Source organism: Lentzea sp. NPDC003310 (assembly GCF_040610935.1).
GTDB lineage: Bacteria > Actinomycetota > Actinomycetes > Mycobacteriales > Pseudonocardiaceae > Lentzea.
Window position 1 is genome coordinate 542737 of sequence record NZ_JBEXNC010000001.1, and the last position, 24993, is coordinate 567729.

Annotated in this window: 18 protein-coding genes; 7 read left to right on the forward strand and 11 right to left on the reverse strand. The window is 70.8% G+C overall.

The features are described 5' to 3' along the window. Positions 1-39 precede the first annotated feature (39 nt). Positions 40-786: a 3-oxoacyl-ACP reductase FabG gene (fabG, locus tag ABZX02_RS02580; RefSeq protein WP_253325350.1), complete on the reverse strand. Its 747-nt coding sequence runs from the start codon at positions 784-786 to the stop codon at positions 40-42. 141 nt (positions 787-927) lie between these two features. Between fabG and ABZX02_RS02585 the strand changes: the two genes are divergently transcribed. Further along, positions 928-2538, forward strand: a complete 1611-nt coding sequence (locus ABZX02_RS02585; protein WP_355294333.1) for an FAD-dependent monooxygenase — start codon at positions 928-930, stop codon at positions 2536-2538. Positions 2539-2693: 155 nt separating this feature from the next. Here the strand turns inward: ABZX02_RS02585 and ABZX02_RS02590 are convergent, their stop codons facing one another. After that, positions 2694-4142: a BTAD domain-containing putative transcriptional regulator gene (locus ABZX02_RS02590; protein ID WP_355294334.1), complete on the reverse strand. Its 1449-nt coding sequence runs from the start codon at positions 4140-4142 to the stop codon at positions 2694-2696. A gap of 23 nt (positions 4143-4165) precedes the next feature. Next, on the reverse strand, positions 4166-5386 hold the full coding sequence (locus ABZX02_RS02595) for a macrolide family glycosyltransferase (protein ID WP_355294335.1): 1221 nt from the start codon (positions 5384-5386) through the stop codon (positions 4166-4168). Between the two features lie 246 nt (positions 5387-5632). Between ABZX02_RS02595 and ABZX02_RS02600 the strand changes: the two genes are divergently transcribed. After that, positions 5633-6742 carry a DegT/DnrJ/EryC1/StrS family aminotransferase gene (locus ABZX02_RS02600; protein WP_355294336.1) on the forward strand — a complete coding sequence of 370 codons (1110 nt, stop codon included), beginning with the start codon at positions 5633-5635 and terminating at the stop codon, positions 6740-6742. A 38-nt stretch (positions 6743-6780) separates the two neighbouring features. On the opposite strand, the gene ABZX02_RS02605 is transcribed toward ABZX02_RS02600, so the two are convergent. The 6 genes from ABZX02_RS02605 to ABZX02_RS02630 all read right to left on the reverse strand — a co-directional run bounded on the left by ABZX02_RS02605 (position 6781) and on the right by ABZX02_RS02630 (position 14517). Continuing rightward, on the reverse strand, positions 6781-8175 hold the full coding sequence (locus ABZX02_RS02605) for an NDP-hexose 2,3-dehydratase family protein (protein WP_355294337.1): 1395 nt from the start codon (positions 8173-8175) through the stop codon (positions 6781-6783). Positions 8176-8194: 19 nt separating this feature from the next. Next, complete coding sequence (gene rfbC / locus ABZX02_RS02610; protein ID WP_355294338.1) at positions 8195-8761, reverse strand: dTDP-4-dehydrorhamnose 3,5-epimerase; 567 nt, start codon at positions 8759-8761, stop codon at positions 8195-8197. 75 nt (positions 8762-8836) lie between these two features. Continuing rightward, a complete protein-coding gene (locus ABZX02_RS02615; RefSeq protein ID WP_355294339.1) occupies positions 8837-9799 on the reverse strand; it encodes an NAD-dependent epimerase/dehydratase in 963 nt (320 codons plus the stop codon). Between the two features lie 2 nt (positions 9800-9801). After that, positions 9802-11028 carry a class I SAM-dependent methyltransferase gene (locus tag ABZX02_RS02620; protein ID WP_355294340.1) on the reverse strand — a complete coding sequence of 409 codons (1227 nt, stop codon included), beginning with the start codon at positions 11026-11028 and terminating at the stop codon, positions 9802-9804. 33 nt (positions 11029-11061) lie between these two features. Next, positions 11062-13785 (reverse strand): AAA family ATPase, encoded by a 2724-nt coding sequence (locus ABZX02_RS02625; RefSeq protein ID WP_355294341.1) that lies wholly within the window; start codon positions 13783-13785, stop codon positions 11062-11064. Positions 13786-14388: 603 nt separating this feature from the next. Next, entirely contained in the window at positions 14389-14517 is a 129-nt protein-coding gene (locus ABZX02_RS02630; protein WP_355294342.1) for a hypothetical protein, read from the reverse strand. A gap of 258 nt (positions 14518-14775) precedes the next feature. Here ABZX02_RS02630 and ABZX02_RS02635 point away from each other — a divergent pair, with 258 nt between their 5' ends. Both ABZX02_RS02635 and ABZX02_RS02640 read left to right on the forward strand, forming a co-directional pair. Continuing rightward, positions 14776-16272: an ABC transporter substrate-binding protein gene (locus ABZX02_RS02635; RefSeq protein ID WP_355294343.1), complete on the forward strand. Its 1497-nt coding sequence runs from the start codon at positions 14776-14778 to the stop codon at positions 16270-16272. A gap of 32 nt (positions 16273-16304) precedes the next feature. Then, positions 16305-18041, forward strand: coding sequence for an ABC transporter permease subunit (locus ABZX02_RS02640; RefSeq protein WP_355294344.1), 1737 nt, complete (start codon positions 16305-16307; stop codon positions 18039-18041). A gap of 80 nt (positions 18042-18121) precedes the next feature. Here the strand turns inward: ABZX02_RS02640 and ABZX02_RS02645 are convergent, their stop codons facing one another. Together ABZX02_RS02645 and ABZX02_RS02650 are read right to left on the reverse strand one after the other, a co-directional pair. After that, the gene (locus ABZX02_RS02645) at positions 18122-18583 is read right to left on the reverse strand and encodes a cupin domain-containing protein (RefSeq protein ID WP_355294345.1); all 462 of its coding nucleotides are present in this window, start codon (positions 18581-18583) and stop codon (positions 18122-18124) included. An 8-nt stretch (positions 18584-18591) separates the two neighbouring features. Beyond that, positions 18592-19551 carry a helix-turn-helix domain-containing protein gene (locus ABZX02_RS02650; protein WP_355294346.1) on the reverse strand — a complete coding sequence of 320 codons (960 nt, stop codon included), beginning with the start codon at positions 19549-19551 and terminating at the stop codon, positions 18592-18594. A gap of 309 nt (positions 19552-19860) precedes the next feature. Here ABZX02_RS02650 and ABZX02_RS02655 point away from each other — a divergent pair, with 309 nt between their 5' ends. From ABZX02_RS02655 to ABZX02_RS02665, 3 genes are all read left to right on the forward strand, one after another. Next, positions 19861-20628 (forward strand): DinB family protein, encoded by a 768-nt coding sequence (locus tag ABZX02_RS02655; RefSeq protein WP_355294347.1) that lies wholly within the window; start codon positions 19861-19863, stop codon positions 20626-20628. Positions 20629-20808: 180 nt separating this feature from the next. Continuing rightward, on the forward strand, positions 20809-24294 hold the full coding sequence (locus ABZX02_RS02660) for a CHAT domain-containing protein (protein WP_355294363.1): 3486 nt from the start codon (positions 20809-20811) through the stop codon (positions 24292-24294). 433 nt (positions 24295-24727) lie between these two features. Then, complete coding sequence (locus tag ABZX02_RS02665; protein ID WP_355294364.1) at positions 24728-24919, forward strand: hypothetical protein; 192 nt, start codon at positions 24728-24730, stop codon at positions 24917-24919. The last annotated feature ends 74 nt before the right edge of the window (positions 24920-24993 follow it).

The window sequence follows — 24993 nt, forward strand, 5'->3', positions numbered from 1 at the left end:
CACTGTGTACTGCGGCTCGCTGTTTCTTCCTGGTGGGGATCAGCCGAGCCCGCCGCCGTTGGCGACGAACGTCTCGCTGGTGATGTAGGAGGCCTTGTCGGAGGCCAGGAACGTGACCAGGTTCGCGATCTCCTCCGGCCGGCCCATGCGGCCGAGCCGGATGCGCGAGGAGTAGCCGTCGCGCAGCTTCGCGGGGATGACCTTGGTCATGTCGGTCTCGACGAACCCCGGCGCCACCACGTTGACGCGCACGCCGTGCGGAGCGGCCTCGTAGGACAACGCCTTGGTGAACGCGATGATCGCGCCCTTGGACGCGACGTAGTTCGTCTGGCCGGGGAAGCCGCCGTCCAGGCCGCTCGCGGAGCTGAGGGTCACGATCGCGCCGCGCCGCTGGTGCTGCATGATGCGCATCGCCTCGCGGCAGGCCAGGAACGTGCCGTGCAGGTTGATGTCCATGGTCTCGCGGAACAGGTCGCTGCTCATCGCGACCAGGTGCCGGTCCCGCGTCACGCCCGCGCTGGTGACCAGCACGTCGAGCCTGCCGTGCTCGGAGCGCACGGAGCGGAACAGTTCGCGCACCGCGTCCTCGTCGGTCACGTCGGCCCGCACCGCGCTCGCGCTGCCGCCGTTCTGCTCGACCTGCGCGACCAGTTCCTTGGCCTGCTCCTCCGAGCGCGAGTAGTTGACGACCACGTGCACGCCGTGGGCCGCCAGGTCGACCACGACAGCCCGCCCGATACCGCGCGACCCGCCGGTGACCACGGCGACCGATCCTTCGGCGAACATGGTGCCTCCCCCGTTGTCCCAGGCTTGCCCACTGGGCCCGCCGTCGTTCGGCGCAACGCTACTGACCTGCGACTTCAGTGCTCTATCAGTTCGATATCCGCCTCCTTGACGTCCTCGCGGCGGTGTCGCAGGCTCCTGCTCATGGCTGACTTCGAGGTCGACGTCCTCATCGTGGGTGGTGGCCCGGTCGGCCTCGCCGCGTCGATCGAGTGCTCCCGCAACGGGTTGACGTCGCTGCTGGTGGAGCGACATGCCGGGACGTCGATCTTCCCCAAGGCGCGCCTGGTGTCCACCCGCACGATGGAACTGGTGCGGGCGTGGGGAGTGGCCGAGGAGGTCGAGCGCGTGGGCCTGCCGCGCGAGGACAGCCTGGCCGTTGGCGTCGGCTCTTCGCTGACCGCGGACGACTTCCACCGCGAGGTCGCCCCGGTCGCGCAGGACGCGCCGCACAGTCCCACGTACACCTACATCTGCGCGCAGGACAAGTTCGAGGTGGTGCTGCGAGGTCTGGCCGAGAGCTCGCCCGGTTCGGACGTCCGGTTCTCCACGACCCTCACGTCCCTGGAGCAGGACGAGTCCGGTGTGGACGGTGTGATCGAGTCCGCCTCGGGCCGCGCCACCGTGCGCGCCCGCTACGCCATCGCCGCGGACGGCGGGCGCAGCACCGTGCGCGACCGGCTCGGCATCGGCGTCGAAGGACCGCCCCCGCTCGGGCACATGATCAGCATCATGTTCGACGCCGACCTGGTGCCGCTGCTGACCGACCGGATGTGCGCGCTGTACTTCCTCCGCAGCGCCATCCCGTGCGCGGTCGAGGCGGTGGACAACCAGCGGCGCTGGATCATCCAGACCGGCTACGACCCGGCAGAGGGCGGCAGCGAGGCCGACTTCACGCCCGAGTTCTGCGTGCGGGTGGTGCGTGAGGCCGTCGGCGTGTCGGACCTGGACGTCGAACTGGTCGGCGTGATGCCGTGGCTGCAGCAGGCGGTGACCGCGACGCGCTTCCGCGAGGGCCGGGTGTTCCTGGCGGGCGACTCGGCGCACGTGTCGACGCCGCAGGGCGGTTTCGGGATGAACTGCGGCATTCAGGACGCGCACAACCTGGTGTGGAAGCTCGCGGCGGTGCTGTCGGGCACGGCCGGCGAGGCCCTGCTCGACACCTACGACGCCGAGCGCCACCCGATCGGCGAGCGCACCGTCGGCGAGAGCCTGGCCAACGCCTTCATCACGTTCCAGATGATGGAGGGCAAGCTGTCCATGAAGGAGGCCATCGCGCAGCAAGCGGGCCGGCGCAGCTGCGAGGGCCTGGTCCTCGGCTTCCACTACGACTCCGCCGCCGTCGTGCCGGACGGCACCGGCGCACCGGCGGTCGAGGACCCCTACCGGACGTACGTGGCGACCGCGCGACCAGGCCACCGCGCGCCGCACGTGCCACTGACCCGGGGTGCGGAGACGTTGTCCACATTGGACCTGTTCGGTGCGGGGCTCATCCTGCTCACCCCGGCGGGCAGCGGCTGGGCGCAGGCGGCGAAGGAGGTCGGCTCCCGGACCGGCGTGGCGATCACGGCGGTCGAGGTGTCGTCCGACGGCTCGACCGCGGTGGTGTCGCCGGAGTGGGCCTCGGTCTACGGCGTGGGTGCGGTGGGCGCGGTGCTGGTGCGGCCGGACGGTCACGTGGCCTGGCGCAGCACGGCTGCCGCGTCCGCGGACGCGCTGTCGGCGGCGGTCGACGCGGTTCTCGCGCGACGCTGACACGAGATGGGCAGGCCTGCTGCGACACGCACATGTCGCAGCAGGCAAGAGGCTCACGCTGCCCGCCGCGACTCGCACCGCCCGAACTGCGGGTGCCGCGCGTCCTGCGGGCGTCGCTCCGAACCGCCTGCGTCGCTCCGAACCGCCGGCACCGCTCAAGCAGGGACGCCGGCCAGCCGTCGGCGGTCCTGGCGGTGCGGTGCCGCCCGCACCCCCGCCGCCGCGCGGCGCAGCGGCAGCGGGAAGCCGTCGGCCGAGCCGACGATCCTGTTCGCCTCACCGCGTTCCTCGGCCACCCAGTCGTGCCCGAGCAGCATGGTCAGCAGCTGCCACGACTCCTCGGCCGTCAGCGGTTCGAGGAACGCCCGGTGCGCGCCCTGGCGGGCGACCAGCTCGTCCATCGGGAGCCTGCTGGTGACGATGACCCTGGTGTGCGTGCCGTTCGGCAGCAACGGCCGCACCTGGGCGTGGTCCACCGCACCGTCCAGCACCACCAGCACCCGCTTGTGCGACACCGTGCTGCGGTACAGCGCGACCTTCTCACCCGGATCGTCCGGAATGGACGCGGCTGGCACGCCGAGCGCCCGCAGGAACCGGTCCAGCACCACGGCCGGCGGTACCGGGCGGCCGAAGTCGTCGACCAGGTCGGAGTGCAGCTGCCCGTCCGGGAACCGGTCCAGGCGTTGGTGCGCCCAGCGCAGCGCCAGCGCGGTCTTGCCCACCTCGGCCGGACCCGACACCACGGCCACACCGGGCACGTCGGGACCCGCGGCGAGGGCGGCGTCCAGCTCGGTCAGCTCGCCCGGCCGACCGGCGAACGGCAGGACCTGACGCGGCAGCTGGGACGGCGCGACCGCCTGCACCTCGACGCGGACCGGCGCGAGCAGCGCGGGAGCGTCGCGCAGCACCTGCTCGTGCAGGTCCCGCAGCTCCGGGCCGGGCTCCAGGCCGATCTGGTCGACCAGCACCCGCCGGGCGTCCTGGTAGGTGCGCAGCGCGTCGGCCCGCCGGCCCGACCGGTACTGGGCCAGCATCAGCTGTGCCCGCGCCCGTTCGCGCAGCGGGTGTTCCGCCACCACCGAGGCCAGGTCCTTGCCGACCCGGTGGTGCAGCCCGAGCCGCAGCTCCAGCTCGGCGCACGCCTCCACCGCGTCCAGCCGCGCCGACTGCAGCGACACCGCCTCCGCGCGCAGACCGGGCAGGTCCTCGAACGGCACCCCGCGCCACAACCCGAGCGCCTCGCGCAGCAGCGCCGCCGCGCCCGCCAGGTCACCACTCGCCGCGCGCGGCCGGGCTCGGGCGACGAGTCCGTTGAACCGCAACCAGTCCACGGCGTCCTCGTCCAGCCGCGCCACGTAGCCGGGGCTCGCGGTGTCGATGGCCCGGCCCGCCTCGCCGAGCGCCCGCCGCAGCCGGGACACGCAGATCGCGACCTGACCGCGCGCACTGGCCGGCGGGTCGCCGTGCCACACCGCCTCGATGAGCCGGTCCACGCTGACCACGCGGCCGGCGTCGAACACCAGGCGCGCCAGCACCGCGCGCTCGCGGGGACCGCCCACCCGTCCCTCGACGCCGTCGCGCAGGAACCGGATCGGTCCCAGCACGCCGAACTCGGCCGGGGCGGGGGTCAACGCGACCGCGCCAGGTGCTTCTCGACCTCGTCGGCGGCGCGCGCCGCCCCGCCCGCTTCCGCGACGGCCTTGCGCATGAGGTCCGACCGGGCTGCGATGTCCTGGTCGCCGAGCACCGACGTGACCGCGTCGACCAGCGTCGCGGGCGTGAGGTCGGCGGGGGAGAGCACGGTGCCGAGGCCGAGCTCGCGGACCCGCCACCCTGTGGGCCGGTCGAGCGCGGAACCGGGCACGCACACCATCGGCGTGCCCGAGCGCAGTGCCTCCATCACGGTGCCCATGCCGGCGTGGGTGACGCACAGGGACGCGTGCTCCAGCACCGCCACGTGCGGAACGAAGTCGTGCACCTCGACGTTGGGCGGCAGGTCGCCGAGCGAGGCGCGGTCCACCCCGCCGCCGGTGGTCATCACCGCGTGCCACGGCCTGCCGCGGAACGCTTCGACGCACGTGCGGAAGAAGCCCTCGTCCTCGTTGAACACCGCGCCGAGCGACACCAGCACCACGGGCAGGTCGTCGGCGGGCGGCGTCCACGCCCCGAGGAAGCTTCGGTCGCCGACGCACGGCCCGACGAACGCGAACCGCTCGTCGAAGGTCTCGCCCGCGTACTGGAACTCGCGTGGGACGGTGACCAGGCTCAGCGGCGGCACCTCGAACCACACCTCGTGCGGCGCCGCGGCCACCCCGTACCGGGCGCACAGCGCGCCGATGCGCCCCATCGTGGCGCCGACCCACTCCGGCATCTCCTTCGGCCGTTCCGCGGCCGGTCGCTCGGCGGCGTCGGAGTCGGGGTTGTACATGGCGTTGAGGAAGGAGAAGTGCTCGTTGGAGGCGAACACCGGGATGACCTGCGTGGCGGGAATGTCCCAGTGCCGGGCCAGCACGCGGGCCGCGTAGAGCACCGAGGTGTCGTAGACCAGGCAGTCCGGCCGGTCGCCGTCGAGTTCGGCGGTCGCGGTGGCGAGCATGGCCTCGCTCTCGTCGAGCAGCACGCCCATCAGGTAGCCGGGATCGTTCGCCACGCGGGCGAAATCGGCGTCGCGGTACCGGGACGGGTAGGTCACGACGGTGGCGCCGGCCTCGGCGGCGATGTCCGCCATGCTCGGTGCGGTCAGGTAGGTGACCCGGTGCCCGCGCGCGGCCAGTTCGGTGACCACCGCGAGGTTCGGGATGACGTGCCCGTGATCCGGGTGGCACATGAACAGGAAATGCCGCGACATTTGTCGTCCTCGCCCCGATTGTTGTGCTGGAATCCGGCGACCCTGCCGGGAGCGTGGTCACCGTAAAGCGCTCGGAAGCGGCCTGGACACCCCTAGATCCCCTGTTCCGCCGCAGCGGGCGAACGGGTGGCCGCTCGCTTCCCGCGGGCTGCGCCGACCACCCTGACCTGCAGATTAGGGGTTACCCCCTAGTTGGGGGCCGGACCTAGGCTGGCCGGGAAGCCGACCACAGCGAAAGGGCTGCCGATGGCCACGCTCGTCTGGGACTACTCACGCGAATACGAATTGGAGCGCAAGGACATACTCGACGCGGTCGAGACCGTGTTCTCCTCCGGCCGACTCGTCCTCGGGCCGAGCGTGTCGTCCTTCGAGGCGGAGTTCGCGGCGTACCACGGCGTCGCCCACTGCGTCGGCGTGGACAACGGCACGAACGCCATCCGCCTGGCACTGCAGGCGCTCGGCATCGGCCGCGGCGACGAGGTCGTCACGGTGTCCAACACCGCCGCGCCGACCGTGCTGGCGATCGACGCCGTCGGCGCCACACCGGTGTTCGTCGACGTGCACCCGGACACCTACCTGATGGACGTCGCCCAGGTGGCTTCGGTGATCACGCCGCGCACCAAGGCTTTGCTGCCGGTGCACCTGTACGGCCAGTGCGTGGACATGGAACCGTTGCAGGAGCTCGCACAGCGGCACGGCTTGGTGGTGCTGGAGGACTGCGCCCAGGCACACGGCGCGCGCCACCACGGCCGGGTGGCCGGGTCGATGGGCGACGCCGCCGCGTTCTCCTTCTACCCCACCAAGGTTCTCGGTGCCTACGGCGACGGTGGCGCGACGATCACCAACAACCCGGAGGTGGACGCGAGCCTGCGCCGCCACCGCTACTACGGCATGGAGAAGACCTACTACGTCGTGGAGACGCCCGGCCACAACTGCCGCCTCGACGAGGTGCAGGCGGAGATCCTGCGCCGCAAGCTCGTCCGCCTGGACGACTACGTCGCGGCGAGGCAGGCGGTGGCCACGCGGTACGCGGAGGCGTTGGCCGACACCGATCTGGTGCTGCCCACGACCGCGCCGGGCAACACGCACTCGTACTACGTCCACGTGGTGCGCCACCCGCGGCGCGACGACATCCTGGAACGCCTGAAGGCCCACGACATCCACCTGAACATCAGCTACCCGTGGCCGGTGCACACCATGACCGGGTTCGCGCACCTGGGCCACGCCGAGGGCAGCCTGCCGGTGACCGAGCGGGTGGCCCGCGAGATCTTCTCGCTGCCGATGTACCCGTCGCTGCCCCAGGACACGCAGGAACACGTGGTGGACGCGCTCAAGCAGGTGCTGGCGACGCTCTGACCGGGCCGGTGGCGGGCGCGGTCAGCACGTCGCCCGCCTCACCCGCGTGGAACGAGGCTGCGCAGGCACAGCAACAGGGTTCGGGCCTGGATGTTGACGTAGAAGCTGTGCCGCAACAGCTCTTCGTACTGGTGCAGCGTCAGCCACCGGTACTCGGGGTCGTCCCGTGCGACGTCGGCGTCGGTCTCCACGACCAGGTACCGGTTGCGGGCGCCGAGGAACCGGCCGCCCTCCTCGGACAGCACGGCGTCGAAGCGGATCCTGGTGGAGCCGAGCACCTCGTCGAGGAACCGGGGCCGCACCGGCAGGTGGTCGTGCGCCTCGGGCACGCACTGCACGGTGGGCGCCAGCTCGGTCACGTCGGCGTAGCCCGCCTCGGTGCGCGCGTGGGTGAGCACGTGCAGGACGCCCCCGATCTCCTTGACCAGGAACGCGATCACCCCCGTGCCGACCGGTTCGATCAACGGCTGGGACCAGCCTCCGACCTCACGCCCACCGGCCCGCACGTCCACGCCCACGACGGTGAAGAACCTGCCGTCGCGGTGCGCGATGACGCCGTTCTCGCGCGTCCAGTCCGGCAACCCGGCCAGCGGGCCGAGGGCCACCCGGAGGTCGGTGCGCGTGCGGACCTCGGTGATCCAGCTCAGCACGTCCCCGATGGTGTGCACGCCGGGAGCGGCCGGATCTCCCGACCGGACCAGGGCTTCGCTGAACGGGTCGGTGGCCGCTGCGGCGAGGGCCGCGCCGCCTCCTGGCAAGCACGCCAGCACCGTGCGGGCGTCCATGTTCACGAGGTCCGGCACGGTCATCAGGCCGGCGATCTCGCCGAGGGTGAACCAGCGGAACCCCTCGCGCACCTCGATCTCGCCGTCGATCTCGACGACCATGTTGCGGTTGCGCTTGCGGTAGAACCACGCGCCCTGCTCGGACTGCCGGATGTCCACCAGGACGTGGTGGCCGGAGGTGTCGCGGAAGTGCTCCAGGTAGGGGATCGGCGCGCCCTGGTGCACGCGGGTGTAGTTGCTGCGCGTGGCCTGCACCGTCGGCGACAGCTGCAGGCCGTTGACGTTGCCCGGTTCGTGCTTGGCCTGCATCAGGAACTGCAGCACGCCGTCGACCTCGCGCACGAGGATGCCGAGGATGCCGATCTCCGGCTGGTTGATGATCGGCTGCGACCACTGCGGCACGGGCGCGCCCGGCAGGTCGACGGCGAGCGACTCGACGCTGAAGAACCGGCCGCTGTGGTGGCGGAGGGTGCCGGTGCCCGGTTCGGTGAGCCAGCCCGCTAGGCCGTCCAGCGGCACGCGCTCGACGGTCATCCAGCTGTGTTCGGCGGTGCGGGCGAGCCAGGCGTGCACGGCGTCGGCGTCACGCGCGGCGAGCATCGACTCGGCCAGGCGCGTCGGTGTGGGTCGGCGGGTGGGCGCGGTCACCTGGTGTGCTCTCCTCTGCTCAGACGGCGTGCACCGGCAGCAGTCCGGTGTCACGTGCGAGGACCAGGCCCGGCGCGGTGCGGTCGCGTTCGGACAGCACGACGTCGGCGGGCACGGGCAGCGCGAGATCCGGGTCCACGACGGACACGGCCAGCTCGTCCGCGGGGTCGTAGGCGCGGGACAGCAGGTAGTGGACGGTGGAGTGGTCTTCCAGCGCGAGGAACGCGTGGCCGAGTCCTGGCGGGAGGTAGACGGCGCGGAAGCCGTCGCCCGCCAGTTCGACGGAGTCCCACTCGCCGAATGTCGGCGAGCCGGCCCGCAGGTCCACCACGATGTCCAGCACGCGACCGCGGGAACAGGTCACGTACTTCGCGCACCCCGGTGCCGTGCGGGCGTAGTGCACCCCGCGGGCGACCCCGCGGCGCGACACGCTGGCGCTGGCCTGGGCCACGGCGAACAGCGGCGCGCCGACCGCTTCGGCGAACACCTCGTGCTGGAACGGCGAGACGAACAGGCCGCGGTCGTCCGGGAACACCTCGGGTTCGAACTCCCAGGCTCCGCCGACAGAGAGTGCGCGGGCTTTCATCGACGACCTCCGTCTCAGGACGGTGATCAGCGTGCAGAGGCCCGAACCGCGCGGTCAACCAGCTTAGGGGAACCCCTACCCGCTGTTAGGGGTCGCACCGTCCACTGAGGATTCGATCAGGTGGGTCACGGTCCTCGACACCGCGGCGGCCAAGGGAACGCGGGCTCTCCACCCGGTGGCCAGGGTGAGGCCGGCCGGGTCGGCCACCAGGCCGCGGAAGTCCGACGCGGTGGCGTGCGGCGGTGGCGGCACGGACTGCACCGGCACGGCCGGGCGACCGGTCAGTTCCGCGACGGTGGAGGCCACGAGCTCGAACAGCGCGCGCACCGGGACGCCGGTGCCCGAGCCGACGAGCCACGCCCGTCCGGCGAGCCGGTCGGCGTGCGCCACGGCCTCCGCGAACGCGTCGGCCACGTCCTCGACGAACACCAGGTCGCGGTCCACGTCCCCAGCTCCCCACACGGTCAGCGGCTCGCCTGCGAGCGCACGCCGCGCCATCGCGGTCACCACGCCCCGGTCCGGCGAGCCGGTGGAGGGGCCGAACACGGTGGGCAGCCTCAAGGAGCAGCCGCCCGCGTCGAGCACGAGCCGTTCGGCGGCGCACTTCTGCCGGTCGTACTCCGACTCGGGGTGGTCGACCTCGGTGCCGTCGATCCGCTCCGGCGCACCCGGCCCCACCTGCGAGGTGGAGCCGGGGAACACGACGGCCCCCCGCGCCGCGTCCACCGCCTCGGCGACGATCCCGACGTTGACCCTGTCGGCGTCGGCCGCGTCGCCGGCGGCGACCCGCCAGGAGCCGCCGCCGGTGAACAGCACGAGCGGGAGCACCACGTCCGCGCCCGCGACCGCGGCGGCCACCGCGCCGGGCTCGGTGAGGTCGGCCGCGACGACCTCGGCCGGGAACGGCGGCACGCCGGGATCGCGCGCCACCACCCGTACCCGCGCGCCCCGCGCCGCCAGCCGTGCGGACACCGCGGACCCCACGAACCCCGACCCGCCGAGCACCGCGACGCGGGCGCCGGACAGTTCTCCCGGCACGCTCACACCACGTGGACGTCGGGCACGTACAGGATCCACTTGCCGCCCGCCTCGCGGAACTCCTGCTCCTTCGCCATGATCTCCGCGGCGTGGTTCCAGGCGAACAGCAGCGCGTAGCCGGGGTAGGGGTCGGCGAAGGCGGCCGGCGGGCGCACCGGGATGCCCGAGCCGGGCGCCAGCCTGTGCTGCTTGGCGGGCGTGGTGTCGCTGATGAACTCGACCAGGTCCGGTCCGATGCCGCAGAAGTTCGCGGTGGTGGCGCTCTTCGCGGTCGCGCCGTAGCCGACGACCCGCTCTCCCTTCGCCTTCAGGTCCTCCAGCAGCGCCACGAGGTCGGTGCGGATCGCGCGGACCCGGTCCGCGAACCCGTCCAGGACGGCGCGGTCGTGCAGGCCGCGCGCATCCTCCTCGGCGAGCAGGGCGGCGACGGCGGGGGAGGGCGTGCGCGCACCGGGCAGCGCCAGGGTGTAGCGGACCTCGCCGCCGTGCACCGGAAGCCGTTCGACGTCGACCAGCTCGAGGCCGTGCCGGCGGGCCATGCCGTCCACGGAGGTGGCGCTGAACAAGAAGAAGTGCTCGTCGTAGATCTGGTCGAACGAGGTCTTCTCGACGATGTCGCCGAGGTAGGGGTCCTCGAACACGAACGCGCCACCGGGCTTGAGCAGCGCCACGACGCCGCGCAGGATCGAGTCCACGTAAGGGATGTGGCAGAACGTGTTCGCGGCGTACACGAGATCGGCCGGACCGTCCTGGTCGCGGATGGACAGTGCGGTGGCCTCTTCGAAGAAGTCCTTGCGGACCCGCACACCCGCCTCGGCGGCCAGGTCGGCGACCGCGCCGGACGGTTCCACGCCCAGGTGCCGCACGCCCGCCTCCGCGACGGTGCGCAACATGGTGCCGTCGTTGCAGCCCAGCTCGACCACGAGCGGGTCCTCACCCGCCAGCTCGGTGCTCAGGAACCGCTCGGCCAGGGCGTGGAAGTGCTCGCGCATCACCACGGATCCCTGTGACAGGTAGGGGTAGTCCTCGCGGAACATCTTCTCCCTGGGGACCTCCTCCAGCAGTTGCACCATCGCGCAGTCCGCGCACGCGCCCACGGCGAGGCGGTAGGTGAACTCGGCGGAGATGTCCTCGGGCAGGCGGAACGCGTCGGACAGCGGCTGGTCACCGAGGTCGAGGAACTCGGTGACCGTCCCGGCGCAGACGCGGCAGGTGGACTGGTTGGGCATCGGCGGGTTCTTTCTACTCGGGAGGTGCTTGGGTCACCCTCGGGCTTCGAACGCCCGCGGGCCGGTGCCGGTCCGCTGGGACAGGCGGTGCGGCAGGTCCGCCCGGCTGCGCATGCCCAGCTTGCGGTAGACCCTCGTGAGGTGTTGCTCGACGGTGCTGACGGTGATGTAGAGGATTCCGCTGATCTCGCGGTTCGTGTGGCCCTTGGCGGCGAGTTCGGCCACGCGCAGCTCGGAGTCGCTCAGGACCGATCGCCGGTCACCGGTGTCGCCGTCCTCCCAGTCGACCGGGAGGGGCACGGCGCCGGAGTACGACGCCTTGGTCTCGGCCACCGCGATCCGGGACAGCTCGCGGGCCTCGGCGTGCTCGCCCAGGGTGTCGAGCGCTTCTCCGAGGTCGGACAGGGCGCGCGCCAGCTCGATCCGGTCACCCGCCCGCCGCAGGTGCCGCACGGCTTCGCGCAGGAGCGCGGGACGCTCGGCGAGCTCGCCCGCGGCGGCGAGGACCCGCAGCGCGGCACCGCGGGTGCGGCGGTCGCCTGCCGGGAGCGACATCTGCTCGCTGATCAGCTCCCGCGCCGCCTCCTGGCGGCCGAGGGTGAGGTTGGCCTGGGCGAGACCGCAGCGCCACGGCGCGAGCACCGGCAGGTCGACGCGCCACTCGCGCATCCGGGTCCCGCAGTTCTGGAAGTCGCTGATGGCGGCGAGCACCCGCCCGACGGCGAGGTTGCCGGTGCCGCGGGCGTACAGGTAGCGCAGGCCGGCGGCGGTGGCGAACATCGCGTCGGGCACGCGCACCCGCATCACGTCGGCGATCACGTGGTGCCGGCCCAGCGCGGTGTTGGCGTCCAGCAGCACGGCCAGCGGGTAGCCGATGGACAGGCCCCAGCCCTGGTGCGGCAGCAGCGCGAGCGCGGTCTCCGCGCGTTGGGCTGCCACCACCACCTCCCCGCGCCGCAGGGCGATGTCGGCCCGGAGCACCTCCAGGACCGCCTGCCAGGTCACCGCGCCACCGCGGACGGCCTCGGCGGTGAGCCGGTCGCACCACCGCTCGGCCCGGTCGGGGTGGCCGCCGTGCGACAGGACCAGCAGGGCGGTGAGCACGACCTCCAGCGACATGTCGCCGAGCCGGCAGCTGCGCAGGACGTGCTCGGCGCTGGCGATGGCGTCGGGGTGGAACTCGGCCGTCCAGAACGTGCCGATGGCCTGCGCCGCGGCCACCCACGGATCCGCGTCCGCCACCAGGTCGGTGGCCACGGCGGTCGCCGGGTCGAGGCCGTGGAACCACTGGCAGACGATCCGCAGCTCGGCCGCGCTCTGCGCGTCCAGCATGCCGGGGTTCTCCTTCAGCACGGCGAGCGCGCGCACGGCCGTGGCCTCGTCCCCGATCCACAGCGCGTGGTGCACGACGGTCATGGCGTCCCGGCCGCCCAGCCGGCCCGCCCACATCGCCTCGTGCAGCGGTTCCATGTGCACGACGGCGGCGGCCGGGTTGACCCGCCACAGCGCGCGGACCAGGACGCTGGTGACGCCCAGCCGCTGCTCCGGCTCGACGACGGGCAGCGCGGGTTCCAGGTACCGCACGGCCGCTGCCACGTCGTCGCCCATGAGCGCTTCCTCGGCGGCGATGCGCAGCACGGAGACCGGCCAGCCCGGGGTGACCCGGTCGGCGGCCACGAGGTGGTCGGCCACCACGGCCGCCGCCGCGCCGCGCTGGTAGAGCAGTTCGGCCGCACGGGCGCGCAGCCGCACCCGTTCGGCACCCGGTGTGCTGTCGAGGACCGCCGGCCCCGCGCCGGGGTGGCGGAAGCGACCGTCGACCAGCAGACCCGCCGTGGTGAGCACGTCGACCGCCTGCTCGACGGCTTCGGGCGTGGTGCCGGCCAGCCGGCCGAGCAGGACCGGTGTGTGCTCCTCCCCGAGCACGGCGATGGCGCGCGCGACCTCGAGCAGCCCCGCCTCCCAGCGGTGCAGGCACTCCAGCAACGCGCGCCTGAACGCGGGACCGACCTGGTCGGGACAGGTCTCGTGCCCGGCCTCCCGGTCCTCGACGAGGGCTCGGACCAGCATCGGGTTCCCGCCGCTCAGCGTGTGCCAAGCAGGCGCGAGCGCGCCGGGATCGGGCACCCGGTCGCGCAGCAGTTCGGCGATCCTGCGCTCCGACAGAGGGGCGAGCCGGATGCGGTGGTGCGGCCGCCGGGTCAGTTCGGCGTGGAAGAGCGGCAGCGTCGGCTGCGGGTGCTGCCACTCGGCGAGCACGACGACCACTCGACCGGCCCTCATCCGTCGCCGCAGGTAGAGGATGAATTGCAGTGAGGAGCTGTCGGCGAATTGCACGTCGTCCACGCACAACACGACCGGGCGTTCCCGCGACAATTCAAGAAGGATTTGACACAATTCGTGCACGGGTCGCACGTGAGAATGGTGAGTTCTTCTCACGTCCGCTCCGGGTTCGGTCGCGGTCGCGGCGATCGGCGTGATGAGGTGGGAAACGCGGTCCGCTAATTCCGGCGGCAGTCCGGCGCCGTGGAACAACTGGTCGATGACACCGGCCTGGAGGGGGTGCTCGGCGGGCGCGCCCGTCGCGGTCAGCAACAATGCCCCCGAGGAGGCGGCGTGCCGCTGGAATCGCTGCAGCAACTCCGTCTTCCCGCTGGCTAAACCGCCACTGACCAGCGCGAGCCTGCCTGTCCCCGCCGAGCATTCGGCGAGCAGGCCGACCAGTTCAACGAGTGCGTCGTCATGGTCTGTCGGCACCAATCGTCCAGTTCCCTCCCAGCAAGGTCACCGATGGTCGTTCTGCTGCAGCGCATCCCCAGATGGACGCTTTATAGCACGTATGCCCGATTTTTCCAGTGCTTTCGGCAGCATCTCTCGAGAACAGCTGTAGAACGTGTTTCAGGCGCGTCCCGAAGCTATTGGGTTTACGAATCAGAATCTGCCTGGCTCGTGTCTCAACAGGTGGCGAACGGGCCAGTCGGTACGGCCGAATCGCGGAGCGCCGCACCTCGGGCGCGCGATGGCGGAACGTTCCGTAGCACAGTCCGCTCGGGGCATCGTCGTGATTATCGGATCCGTGTCGCAACCGTAGTCGCGCCTCCGTGGTGGGGGTGGGGCATCGCAGCGCCGCGCGCCCGGTCTCCACTCCGGCGCGTCCAGGGCTCCGGCCAAGATCCACCACTGGTTGCCGCTGCGGCAGCCGGGGGCGCTTGGGGTCGGCGGCGGACAATTGACATGGGTAACCGATACATCGGGTGAACGGTGAATCTTTCCCATGAACCGGACATAACGCCGAATTGGCGACCTTGGCGTACACGCCCAGATCGACCATTTCGCGTGTGCCTCGAGGCGAGCTCGCGATCACCTGATGGCGAGCGCGCCGGCGTTCTTCCGATGAGCGTTGACGACCGTCCGCGCTTCGGGGCCGAGGGCCGACATGACCACGTCCGCGGCAGCTGGACCGGTGACAAGGGGGTGGGTGGTGGTCATGGCGGTCCTCCGAGCCTTCGGGTGTGATCGCAAGATCAAAGTTACCGAGGCGTGCGGCCGGGCACAGTGGGTCGAACGACCCACACGCGCAGACCTGGACGGGCTGGCGACGATCTCGCGCTGCCCACTGCCTGGACCGTCCACATGGGAACGATGTCGGACGCCGGCTCGCGTGACGTGCGCCTCGGAGGCTAGATGCAAATGATTGTCATGAGCTAGCGTCACCGCGTCGCCGCTCCCACGACGTCAGGAAGCCTCATGCACCCCCGCACGCCCTTGGCCGCTGCCGGACTGGCCACCGCCTCCGTGCTCCTCGCCGGCTGTTTCGCTTCCGGAGCAGGGGAGACGGCGGGGCAGTCCGGTGAGGTCAGGATCAAGCTGGCCATGATGCAACCCCCGCGATCGGGCCTGTCGCCGTTCAGCGACGACGCGTTCAAGCTGTCCCGCTGGTCCGCCGCGGAGACGTTGGTGACGCTGGACGACAACGGCGACGCCCGTCCCGGACTCGCGACGGAGTGGCGGCGCACCTCGGACACCGCGTGGGAGTTCACCGTCCGGCCGGGCGTGACCTTCCACGACGGCAGCACCCTCACCGCCGCGGCCGCCGCGAACACCCTCACCAGGGCGACGGGAGCCGTGCCGAAGCCGCGCATCCTCGACGGCGTCGCGCTGACCGCAGCGGTGGCGGGGGAGAAGCTCCTCGTCACCACCGGGACGCCGGATCCGCTGCTGCCGCAACGGTTGTCGTCACCCCAGCTGTCCATCCTGGCCGAGAGCGCGTACGCCGCCGACGGCAAGGTGAACCCGGTCGGCACCGGCAGCGGGCCGTTCCGGTTGGTCGGCGTCGGCGGCACGACCAGCGCGACCCTCGACCGGTACGACGGCTACTGGGGCGAGAAGGCCAAGGCCGCGGGCATCGACGTGTCCTTCGTGCCGGACGGCACCGCACGGGCGGCCGCGATCCGCAGCGGGGAGGCGCACATCGCCGAAGCCGTCCCGGTCTCGCAGGCGGCGCTGCTCGACCCGCCGACCATCAGCGAGGTGCCGATGCCGCGCACCAACACGCTGTACCTCAACACGAAGACCGGCCCGTTCGCCGACCCGGCGGTGCGGGCCGCGGCGCGCGAGACGATCAACCGCGATCAACTCGTCAGCGGTGTCTACGAGAACCGCGCCGACTCCGCGAAGGGCCTGCTCGGGCCCGCGCTGCCGTGGACCGTGCAGGCCCGTCGAGAACTCACCGGCCGCACACCCGCCGGTCCGGTGAACGGCGCCACGATCACGCTGGCCACGTTCACCGACCGCGCCGAACTCCCCGAAGTCGCCTCCATCCTCCAGCAGCAGCTCCAAGACGCCGGTTTCCAGGTGAACCAGGTCGTCCGGGAGTACGCCCACATCGAGCAGGACATGCTCGCGGGCAGGTTCGACGCGTTCATCCTGTCCAGGGCGACCGTCCTCGACTCAGGTGACCCGGTGGCCTACCTGAAGTCCGACTTCACCTGCGCCGGCTCGTTCAACATCGCGCAGCTGTGCGACGAGAACGTCGACCGGGCCGTGCGCGAGGCCGAGGGCGCGGAGGCCGGTGACCAGCGCCGTGCGGCGATCCTCGAGGCGGAAGCGGCCGTGCTGCGCACCGACGCCGCCATCCCGATGCTGCACGAGCGCGTGATCCAGGGCGACGCCACGTCGGTGACGGGTTCCGTCAAGGACCCGCGCGAGCGGGCGCTCGTCACGTCCGCCACCCACGTGAAGTGATGGCGGGAAGACCGCACGGGCGCACTGGAGTCGTGGTCGCCCGGCTCCTCTCACTCGCGCTGATCACGATCGTCGTCGGTCTCCTGCCCTGGTTGTCCGGGCGCGATCCGGCGTTGTCGGTGCTGCGGGCCCGCTCGGCCGAGCAGGAGCCGACACCGGAGGCGCTGGACGCCGTGCGGCGCCAGCTCGGCCTCGACGCCGGACCGGTCGACGTGGTCACCCGCTGGATCTCCGGTGTGCTGCGCGGAGATCTGGGCCGGTCCTGGACCAGTGGCGCCGAGGTGCTGCCCTCCGTGCTGTCGGCGCTCGGTGTTTCCCTCACGCTGATGTGTGCCGCGGTCGTCGTCGCGCTCGGTGTGGCGTCGGCGTTGTGCCTGCCCGCGTTGATGCGCGGTGCTCGCGGTGGTGCTGCCGGTGGTGTGGGCGCGGCGCTGGCCGCGCTGCCCGAGTTCCTGCTCGCGACCGTGCTGCTGGTGACCCTGTCGGTGTGGCTGGGCTGGTTCCCGCCGTACGGCTGGCAGGGTCCGCAACACCTCGTGCTGCCCTCTCTCGCCCTCGGAATCCCAGCGGGAGCCGTGCTGGGCACCTTGTTCACCGACGCGCTTCCCGCCGTGTTCCGGGAACCGTGGGTCGGCGTGTGGCGGTCCTGGGGTTGCGGCCGGGCCGTTCTCGTCCGAGGTGTTGTGCGGCGTGCCCTGCCGCCGTTGCTGCCCCAGGCGGGGCTGGTCGTCGTCGGCTTGACCGGCGGCGCCGTGGCCGTGGAGGCGGTCTTCGCGGTCCCCGGCATCGGCAGGACGGCGCTCGGCGCGGCACGGGCGCAGGACGTGCCTCTGTTGCAGGGGTGTGTGCTCGCACTCGTGCTGCTGGGCCTCGCGGCCGGGACGGTCGTCGGCGTGGCTCGCCGGCACCTGCTAGGACCCGCGCTGCGGGACGCCTCCTTGTCGCTGCCCCCGATCGCGCACTGGAGCCCGAACCGGTGGCACGTGGCGGTTCCCGTCACGAGCGCGGCGCTGACAGCGGCGGTGATCGGGTGGGGCCTGCTGCGCGATCCGTCGCGCATCGACACGTCGGCCCGCCTGGCGTCCCCGACCTGGGCGCATCCGCTGGGCACCGACGGACTCGGACGCGACGTCCTGGCCCGCGTCGCCCACGGCGCACCCGCGACGATCGGCGTAGCCGCCGCGGTGTGCGTGTGCTCCTGCATCGCCGCTGTGGCGATGGGCCTCCTGCCCGGCATCGCGCGCGGAGCGGCGGAAGCGGCGAACGCGATGCCGCCCGTGATCGCCGGCATCCTCGTGGCCGCGGTGCTCGGCCCCGGCACGTTCGGGGCGTCGCTCGCCGTCGCGCTGGTGTCCTGGCCCGCCCTGGCGGCCCACTCCGCCGCTCTCGTGGAAGAAACCCGGGCCTCGACGCACATCACCGCGCACCGAGCACTCGGCGCGACACCGTCGTGGATCGAACTCCGCCACGTCCTGCCCGCCGTGGCGGGCCCGGTCGCCCGCAACGCCGTCCTCCGCTTCCCCGGCATCGCGCTCGCTCTCGCGTCGCTGGGCTTTCTCGGCCTGGGCACCCAGCCGCCCGCGCCCGAATGGGGCCTGATGCTGGCCGAGTCGTTGCCCTACGTCGAGCGAGCTCCTCTCGCGGCGTTGAGTCCTGCTGTGATGTTGTTGCTCGTTGCTGTGTTCAGCATGTCGTTGTCCGCCTTGCTCTCCGCTCGACCCAGGCCCCTGCCCTGGAGAAAACCATTGGTGACCGCCTCGCCCCGTTGATGCACTGGTGGGCGCCGTGAGTCTTCCGCGCGACGGAGGCAGGTGTGAGTGGCTCATCTCAGACGCAAGCTGAAGGTGCTTCACGAGTCGTATTCGGTCGAGATCTCGGTGGCGTACTTCTTCCAGAGCGGTTCCATGGTCTCGGCGTTGACCGGTTGCCCGGAATCGATCATGGCCTTGAAGTCGCGGAAGTACTGCACGTACAGGTCCGGCGTGAAGGTGTTCAGCATGACCGCGTTCTCGTCGCCGATGTTGGCGAACGTGTGCGGTGCCCCGGTCGGCACGATGACCCAGGTGCCCGGCCCGGCGTCGTAGTGGTCCTCGCCGACGGTGAACCGGAAAGTTCCCGCCAGCACGTAGAAGCCCTCGTCGTGCTGGGCGTGGCGGTGCTGCAACGGGCTCGGGGTGCCCGGCGGGATGGTGACCTCCGCGAACCCCAGCCGGTGCTCGGTGTGCTCACCGTTCTCCAGGATGCGGATCTGCTGGGCCCCGCTGCCGAGGATCTCGCCCTCACCGGGGCGGACGATGTTCACCTTCGCCACGACTTCTCCTACTGCTGTTGCCTGCCTTGGTCACCACCATCCTTTCCCTGCACGACGGAGCGCGTCTTGGTCGTCCGTGCACGGTTGCTGGTCATCAGCGCACGGGCGTTGTAGCCGTACGTCGCCTTGAAGAGCTTGCTGAAATGGGTGGGATCGGAGAACCCCCACCGGGCGGCCACGGCGGTGACGGTGCGTCCGCCTCCGGTCAGCTCGGCTCGGCAGCGCTCCAGACGGCGACGGCGGATCAGGGCGGCGACGGTGAGCGGCTGCTCCTCGAACAGCTTGTGCAGCCGGCGCACCGAGATGTGGTGGGCGGCGGCGATCCTGGGCGGGGACAGGTCGGGATCGGCCAGGCGGGCCTCGATGTAGCCGGTGATCCGGTCCCGCAGCCACTCGTCCGGGGCCGGTTGGTCGTCGTCGAGCCGGGCCTCCAGTGCGACCGCGATCAGTTCGACGAAGGCCGCCGCCGACCGCAGCGCCTCTGCCTCGCGGAACCCGGTCGCCGACCGCGCCGACTCCCGGGCCAGCACGGACACGAGAGCGCCCGGGCCGTGACTGCCGTCGATGCGCACGCCGATGAGCCGGTCGATCTGAGCGGGGCGGATCCGAAGCTCCCGGCGCGGAACCAGGATGGTGACGTGCGCCGCCGCGGTGCTCTCGAACCGGACCCCGCGCGTGGGATCGAGCAGTACGAAGTCGGTCGGCCCGAGGTCGGCGATCCCGCGCCCCTGCTCGATCCGCGTCCGGCCGCGGGTCATCACCTTGACCGCCAGGTTCCCGCTGTCGGAGGCGTCCCGCTCCCGCCCGACGCACGCGCTTTCCGGCGTGCGGAGGGAGACGAGCCGAAGCGGCCCGAGGTCGCAGGTCGCGATCGAGCCCTGGAAGCCGGCCCCGGCAAACTTGTTGACCAGCGGCGGAAATCCGCTGGCGGTCAGCTCGTCCTGGAACGTCTCGAGGTTGCCGATCACCGGTCAACGATATCGGCGACGCTTCCTCGCGAGCCCGCGGAGGCCAGGCGCCAGGCCGCCACTCGACACTGATCGATCTTCCGGGCTGATCTGCATTGGCTGGAGCAAGATCTTCTCGACTGAGTCGTCCACGAGTGTCGCCATGTGCTTTGTCCGGCATGGACGTGGTTTTCGGCTCGCACAGCCACCGAACCTCCTGACGCCACCGTGGCTGCAACCGCGGCGCCGTACTTCACCTTTCGTGGCGGGCACCGCTTCAGGTCACTGCCGAACCTGGTGCGGGTGTGATGACTGAGCGAGACTGCTTCGATGGTTTCCGACTACGTCCAGAGCGACCAGTTCCGCGGCGCTCGTATCCACCTGAGCAATCTCGATGGTCTCGAGATCCGCGATTGCGAGGTGACTGGTCTGAAGATCGTCGACTGCTACGGCAGCGACGTCTACCTCGGTGGCTTCTTCGAGCGCCTCGTCGTCAACGACGTAGACGTGACCGCCTACGTCGAGGCCGAGCTCGACCGCCGGCACCCCGCGCGGGTGCTGGCGCGGGAGGCGGTTTCCTCCGAGGACTTCCGGGCTGCCTGGGACGCCATCGAGACCCTGTGGGACGCGACGCTGGACCGGGCGAGGCAGTTGCCCGAGGCGGCACTGCACGAGCAGGTCGGCGGTGAGTGGTCGTTCGTTGAGACGCAACGGCATCTGCTGTTCGCCTGCGATGCCTGGTTCGGCAACGCGGTGCTGGAGGAGGAAGCACCCTTCCACCCGTTGGGCTTGCCCGCCGGGGGGACGCCGCCGGAGGAGGCGGCGAAGCTCGGCCTCACCCTCGAAGCCACCCCGACGCTCGAGGAGGTGCTGGCGCCGCGCCTCGCTCGCATGGCCGCGATGCGGCGTGTCGTCGACGGGCTCACCGCGGACGAACTCGACCGGGTGTGCGGCCGCAAGCCGGCGGACATGTATCCCGAGCAGGAGTACGTCGTGCGCCGCTGCCTCAAGGTTGTGCTGAAGGAAGAAGCCGAGCACCACCGGTACGCGGTGCGCGACCTGGCGGTACTGGAGGCAGGTGGGCCTGAAAGGCAGTAACCCCCGCGTGGACTCCGGCCACGCGGCGGCGCGGTGTCGCCGCGAATGACCGCACGCTCATCGGCATGAGAGTGCGTTGAGCTGGGCTTACGCAGATTAGCTCGTTGGGGGCGGAACGTTCTGGGCGGATGATCCGATGCTCTCGTGAGGGTGTTGGTTACTGAGGGTGGGACGTTGTTCATGGGAACAGCCGGTGGTGACGCGGCGAAGCCGGTGCGGGTGTTCATTTCGTATGCGCATGAGTCGGATGAGCACGTTGAGCGGGTGCGCGATCTGTGGATCTTTCTTCGCGCGCAGAAGATTGATGCGAAGTTGGACCGGGCGGCGGCACAGCGGCGGCAGGATTGGGCGTTGTGGATGGCTGATCAGGTTCGGGAGTCTGATCATGTCCTGATCGTGGCGTCAGCGGCCTACCGGGAGCGCGCCGAAGGTCGCAGCGGACCTGATGTGGGTCGTGGGGTTCAGTACGAGGCGCGGCTGATCCGGGATGCCTTCTACGCGAACCAGGAGAATCTCGACCGGTTCGTGCCGGTTGTACTGCCTGGTCAGTCGGTGGCGGGTGTGCCGGACTGGCTGGCGCCGGCGACCAGCACCGTGTTCACGGTTGAGGAGTACTCGAAGGCGGGGATGGAGGGTCTGCTGCGGTTTCTGCTGGACCAGCCTGAGGAGATCGAGCCGCCGCTGGGATCGCAGTCGCCCGTGTTCACCCGACGTGATCACACGTTGTCGTTGCCTGCTCAGCAGTTGGCTCATGAGTTCGCGTTGCGGCTGAGTGTGGTGGGGAACGGTCAGGTGCGGACCGAGACCCTGTTGGCCGGGACGGTGCTGGGTGAGCAGACGGCGGTGGTGCCGCCGGGCCTGGTGTCGTGGCAAGCGGAGCTGGACAGTCCGACCGGTGATGCCCGGCTGGTGCTGCTAGGGCAGGCGCTGTGGCGGGCGTTGCTGGACGATGCGACCGGCGGGCGGTTGCTGGAGCTGATCGACCGTTCCCCGTGGGGCAGCGTGGTCGATGTGGTGGTGGAGCTGCCGGATGAGTTGTCGTGGCTGCCGGTGGAGCTGCTGCGGCTGCCGGACGACCGGCTCGCGGTGACGGCGCCGGGGGTGCGGTTGTCCCGCAGACTGGCCGGAATACAGCGGCCACCGGTCCTGGCGTTGCCAGGACCGTTGAAGATTCTGGCCGCGGTCGCCGCGCCGGAGGAGACGCGGACGTCGAGTCCTCCGCTGGATGTCGAGGCGGAGATGCAGGCCCTGTTGGACGCGGTCACCGATCTCGACGCCGATGATCAGGTGGCGGCACAGGTTCGGGTTCTGGAGGTCGCGTCGCTGGCGGAGATCGGGCGTGCGCTGGCCGCGGATCAGTATCACGTGCTCCATTTGTCCGCGCACGGGTCGGCGACCATGGTGGAGTTGGAGGATGAGGACGGCCATCCGGTGGTCGCGGACGCGGACCGGCTGGTCGCGGCGTTGCGTTCGGGGGAACGTCCGTTGCCGCTAGTGGTGTTGTCCAGTTGCCGTGGTGCGGAGACGGGTACGGCGGGGCTGGCGGCGGCGCTGGTGCGGCATGGCGCGGATCGGGTGGTCGCGATGCAGGCTTCGGTCACCGACAGGTTCGCGACCGCGCTGGCACGCGGGCTCTATCACCAGCTGGCCCGCGATCCGGGCATGACGGTCACGCAGGCGCTGGCGGTGGCCCGGCGCGAGGTGAGCGAGCACCTCACCGAGCAGGCACGCAAGGCCGGGAACCGTTTGCCGCGGCCGGAGGCCGTGGTGCCGACCTTGCTGTGTGGTAGCGCTGACCTGCCCGTGCGCGATCCTGCCCGGCCCGAGCAGCCGCTGCGCCGCATTACCGTCGCTGCGACCGGTGTGGGCGGGGTGCGGGAGTTGCCGGTCGGGTATCTGATCGGGCGCCGGTCGGTTCTGCGGATCGCGGCAGCGGTGTTGCGGCGCACCGTGCAGGATCGGGAACAGGTCGGGGACTGGGCTGGGTTGGTGCTGACCGGGATCGGCGGGATCGGGAAGACCGCGGTCGCCGGCCGGATTCTGGCCCGTGCCCGCGAGCAGAGCTGGGCGATCGCCGAGCACGTCGGCGTGTGGAACCCGGCCGCGTTGACCGCCGCCGTCGCCACAGCGTTGGCCGAGCAAGGACACAGCGAGTTCGTGGACGCGTTGCGCGACCCACGACACGACGACACGACGAAGTTGTCACTGGTGCTCACCGCGCTGGTACGGGTACGGCTGGTGGTGTTGTTCGACGACTTCGAACAGAACCTCACCGCTGCCGGTGAGTTCCTCGATCCCGGATTCGCGGAGATCTTCACCGCGGTGTGTCATCGAGCCCAAGCGGGTCGGGTCCTGGTCACCTGCCGCTATCCGATACCCGGTGCCGAGTCGGTCCTGCTGCGACTCGAGGTGCCCGCGCTGACGCCTGCGGAGCTGGGGCGGTTTCTGCTGCGGCTGCCCGCGCTGCGTGACCTGTCCGCTCAGGACAGAAGAGTCGTGGTCAGGACGATCGGCGGGCATCCGCGTCTGATCGAGTTCCTCGACGTCCTGCTGCGCAGGGGCACCGCGGCGGGGTTCCGGCATGTCACCGGCAAACTGCACGCGCTGGCCGCGCGCGAGCACATCGACCTGACCGCACCTCGTGACCTGGCCACCGGTATCGGCGAGGCCGTGAGGCTGGGCAGTCGCGACATCCTGCTCGACACGATCACCGAAGAACTCACCCCGCGCCAGCGCGAACTCGCCCACCAGGCCGCCTTGGCCCGTGCGGCTTTCACCACGCAGGACCTCGCCCGCACCCAGCACGATACCGACCCCGCTCCGAACGAACTGGTGGCGACGGTGCACGATGTCGAGCGGCTACGCGATTTCACCCTGCTGTCGACCACCTTCGACGACGAGCTCGTCATGCACCCGTGGGTTGCCGGGTACTTCACCCGCGGCCAGGCCGACGCTGACACGAGCATTCGACACCAGCGGGGAGCCGCGATGCGGCTACGCCGGCTCGACACCGGCCGCGGCGGTGCCGACGACCTCGTGGACCTAATCCGCCACCTCGCCGGCAGCCACAACTACGACGACGCCGTCCGTGCCGCGTTCGAGGGGTGTGATCTGGTCGGCGGAGAAGTCGCTGTCGCAGCGCTACTGGCCGAGGCCGTCCCGCTCATCCCCACCGACCACCCTAACTATCTCGCGCTCGCCGACCGAGAGTGCGTCGCCCTGCAAAACATCGGCCTCGCCAGCGCGACCATGGACCGACGCCGCCACCTGCTGGCGATCGCCGAGCGGTTGGCGGTGGCTGATCCGGGCAACGCCGAGTACCAGCGGGACCTCAGCGTCAGCCACAACAGGCTGGGGGATGTGGCGGTGGCGATGGGTGACATTGGGACCGCACGTGAGCACTTCCAGGCCGGTCTCGACATCGCCGAGCGGTTGGCGGTGGCTGATCCGGGCAACGCCGAGTACCAGCGGGACCTCAGCATCAGCCACGAAAAACTGGGAGGTGTGGCGGTGGCGATGGGTGACATTGGGACCGCACGCGAGTACTTCCAGACCGGTCTCGACATCGCGCAGCGGTTGGCGGTGGCCGATCCGGGCAACGCCCAGTACCAGCGAGACCTCAACATCATCCACAAACGCTTGCGCGATCTTGACGAGCAGGACTGACCTTCACGACACAGCAGAAACTCCTATCGCTTGCCGCTCATACAGTTGGGCCTCGACGTTGTGGCCAGGTCGTCTTCAACGGTGACGGTAGGCCCAATACCCGAGCCCGATGGTTTCGAACGTCCGCTCATCGGCATGAGCGTGCGTTTGGAACGACCAGATCTGGCCATGTCGCTCGCCTCTGGAGTACTAAGCGCTCGCCTTACGGCGCGATCGACACACGCGTCCGTTCAAGCCTGTTGACCTGCGGTTTGACGCAGTTGAGCGCAGTTCAGAGCGATTCGAGGACTCCTTGTGTGTGAACTAGGGCGCCGATACTGCGCTGACCTGCGAAAACAACACTCCTGCAGGTCGGCGCGGTTCCGTTCAGATCCATTGAGGACAGTTCGGGCACGTTCAACGCACGGAGTTGCTCCCAATCTGCTCCCACTCCGTGCTCCCAAGGCTCATCGGCTCTGTCCGTCTGAGGTCGGCGTGCGAGCACGACTACCGCGAACTCAAAGACGGACTCGGCCTGGACCACTCCGAAGGCCGCACCTGGCACCACCACGTCACCCTCGCCGCCGTCGCCCAGGCCATCTGCACCCAGCTCCGCCGCACCCCCAAAGCCCCTGCGGAGGCCTGAGCTTCTACGCGGTCCTGCGCGAACTCCAGGCCTTACTCGCGGTCTAGACAGGCGTCTGCCACACCTGCCGACAA

Bases quoted from the DNA above. Each gene is read 5' to 3' on its own strand.
- ABZX02_RS02660 (WP_355294363.1), top strand. From the start codon at position 20,809: ATGGGAACAGCCGGTGGTGACGCGGCGAAGCCGGTGCGGGTGTTCATT.
- ABZX02_RS02655 (WP_355294347.1), top strand. From the start codon at position 19,861: ATGGTTTCCGACTACGTCCAGAGCGACCAGTTCCGCGGCGCTCGTATC.
- ABZX02_RS02585 (WP_355294333.1), top strand. From the start codon at position 928: ATGGCTGACTTCGAGGTCGACGTCCTCATCGTGGGTGGTGGCCCGGTC.
- ABZX02_RS02595 (WP_355294335.1), bottom strand. From the start codon at position 5,386: ATGTCGCGGCATTTCCTGTTCATGTGCCACCCGGATCACGGGCACGTC.
- fabG (WP_253325350.1), bottom strand. From the start codon at position 786: ATGTTCGCCGAAGGATCGGTCGCCGTGGTCACCGGCGGGTCGCGCGGT.
- ABZX02_RS02600 (WP_355294336.1), top strand. From the start codon at position 5,633: ATGGCCACGCTCGTCTGGGACTACTCACGCGAATACGAATTGGAGCGC.
- ABZX02_RS02635 (WP_355294343.1), top strand. From the start codon at position 14,776: ATGCACCCCCGCACGCCCTTGGCCGCTGCCGGACTGGCCACCGCCTCC.
- rfbC (WP_355294338.1), bottom strand. From the start codon at position 8,761: ATGAAAGCCCGCGCACTCTCTGTCGGCGGAGCCTGGGAGTTCGAACCC.
- ABZX02_RS02630 (WP_355294342.1), bottom strand. From the start codon at position 14,517: ATGACCACCACCCACCCCCTTGTCACCGGTCCAGCTGCCGCGGACGTG.
- ABZX02_RS02620 (WP_355294340.1), bottom strand. From the start codon at position 11,028: ATGCCCAACCAGTCCACCTGCCGCGTCTGCGCCGGGACGGTCACCGAG.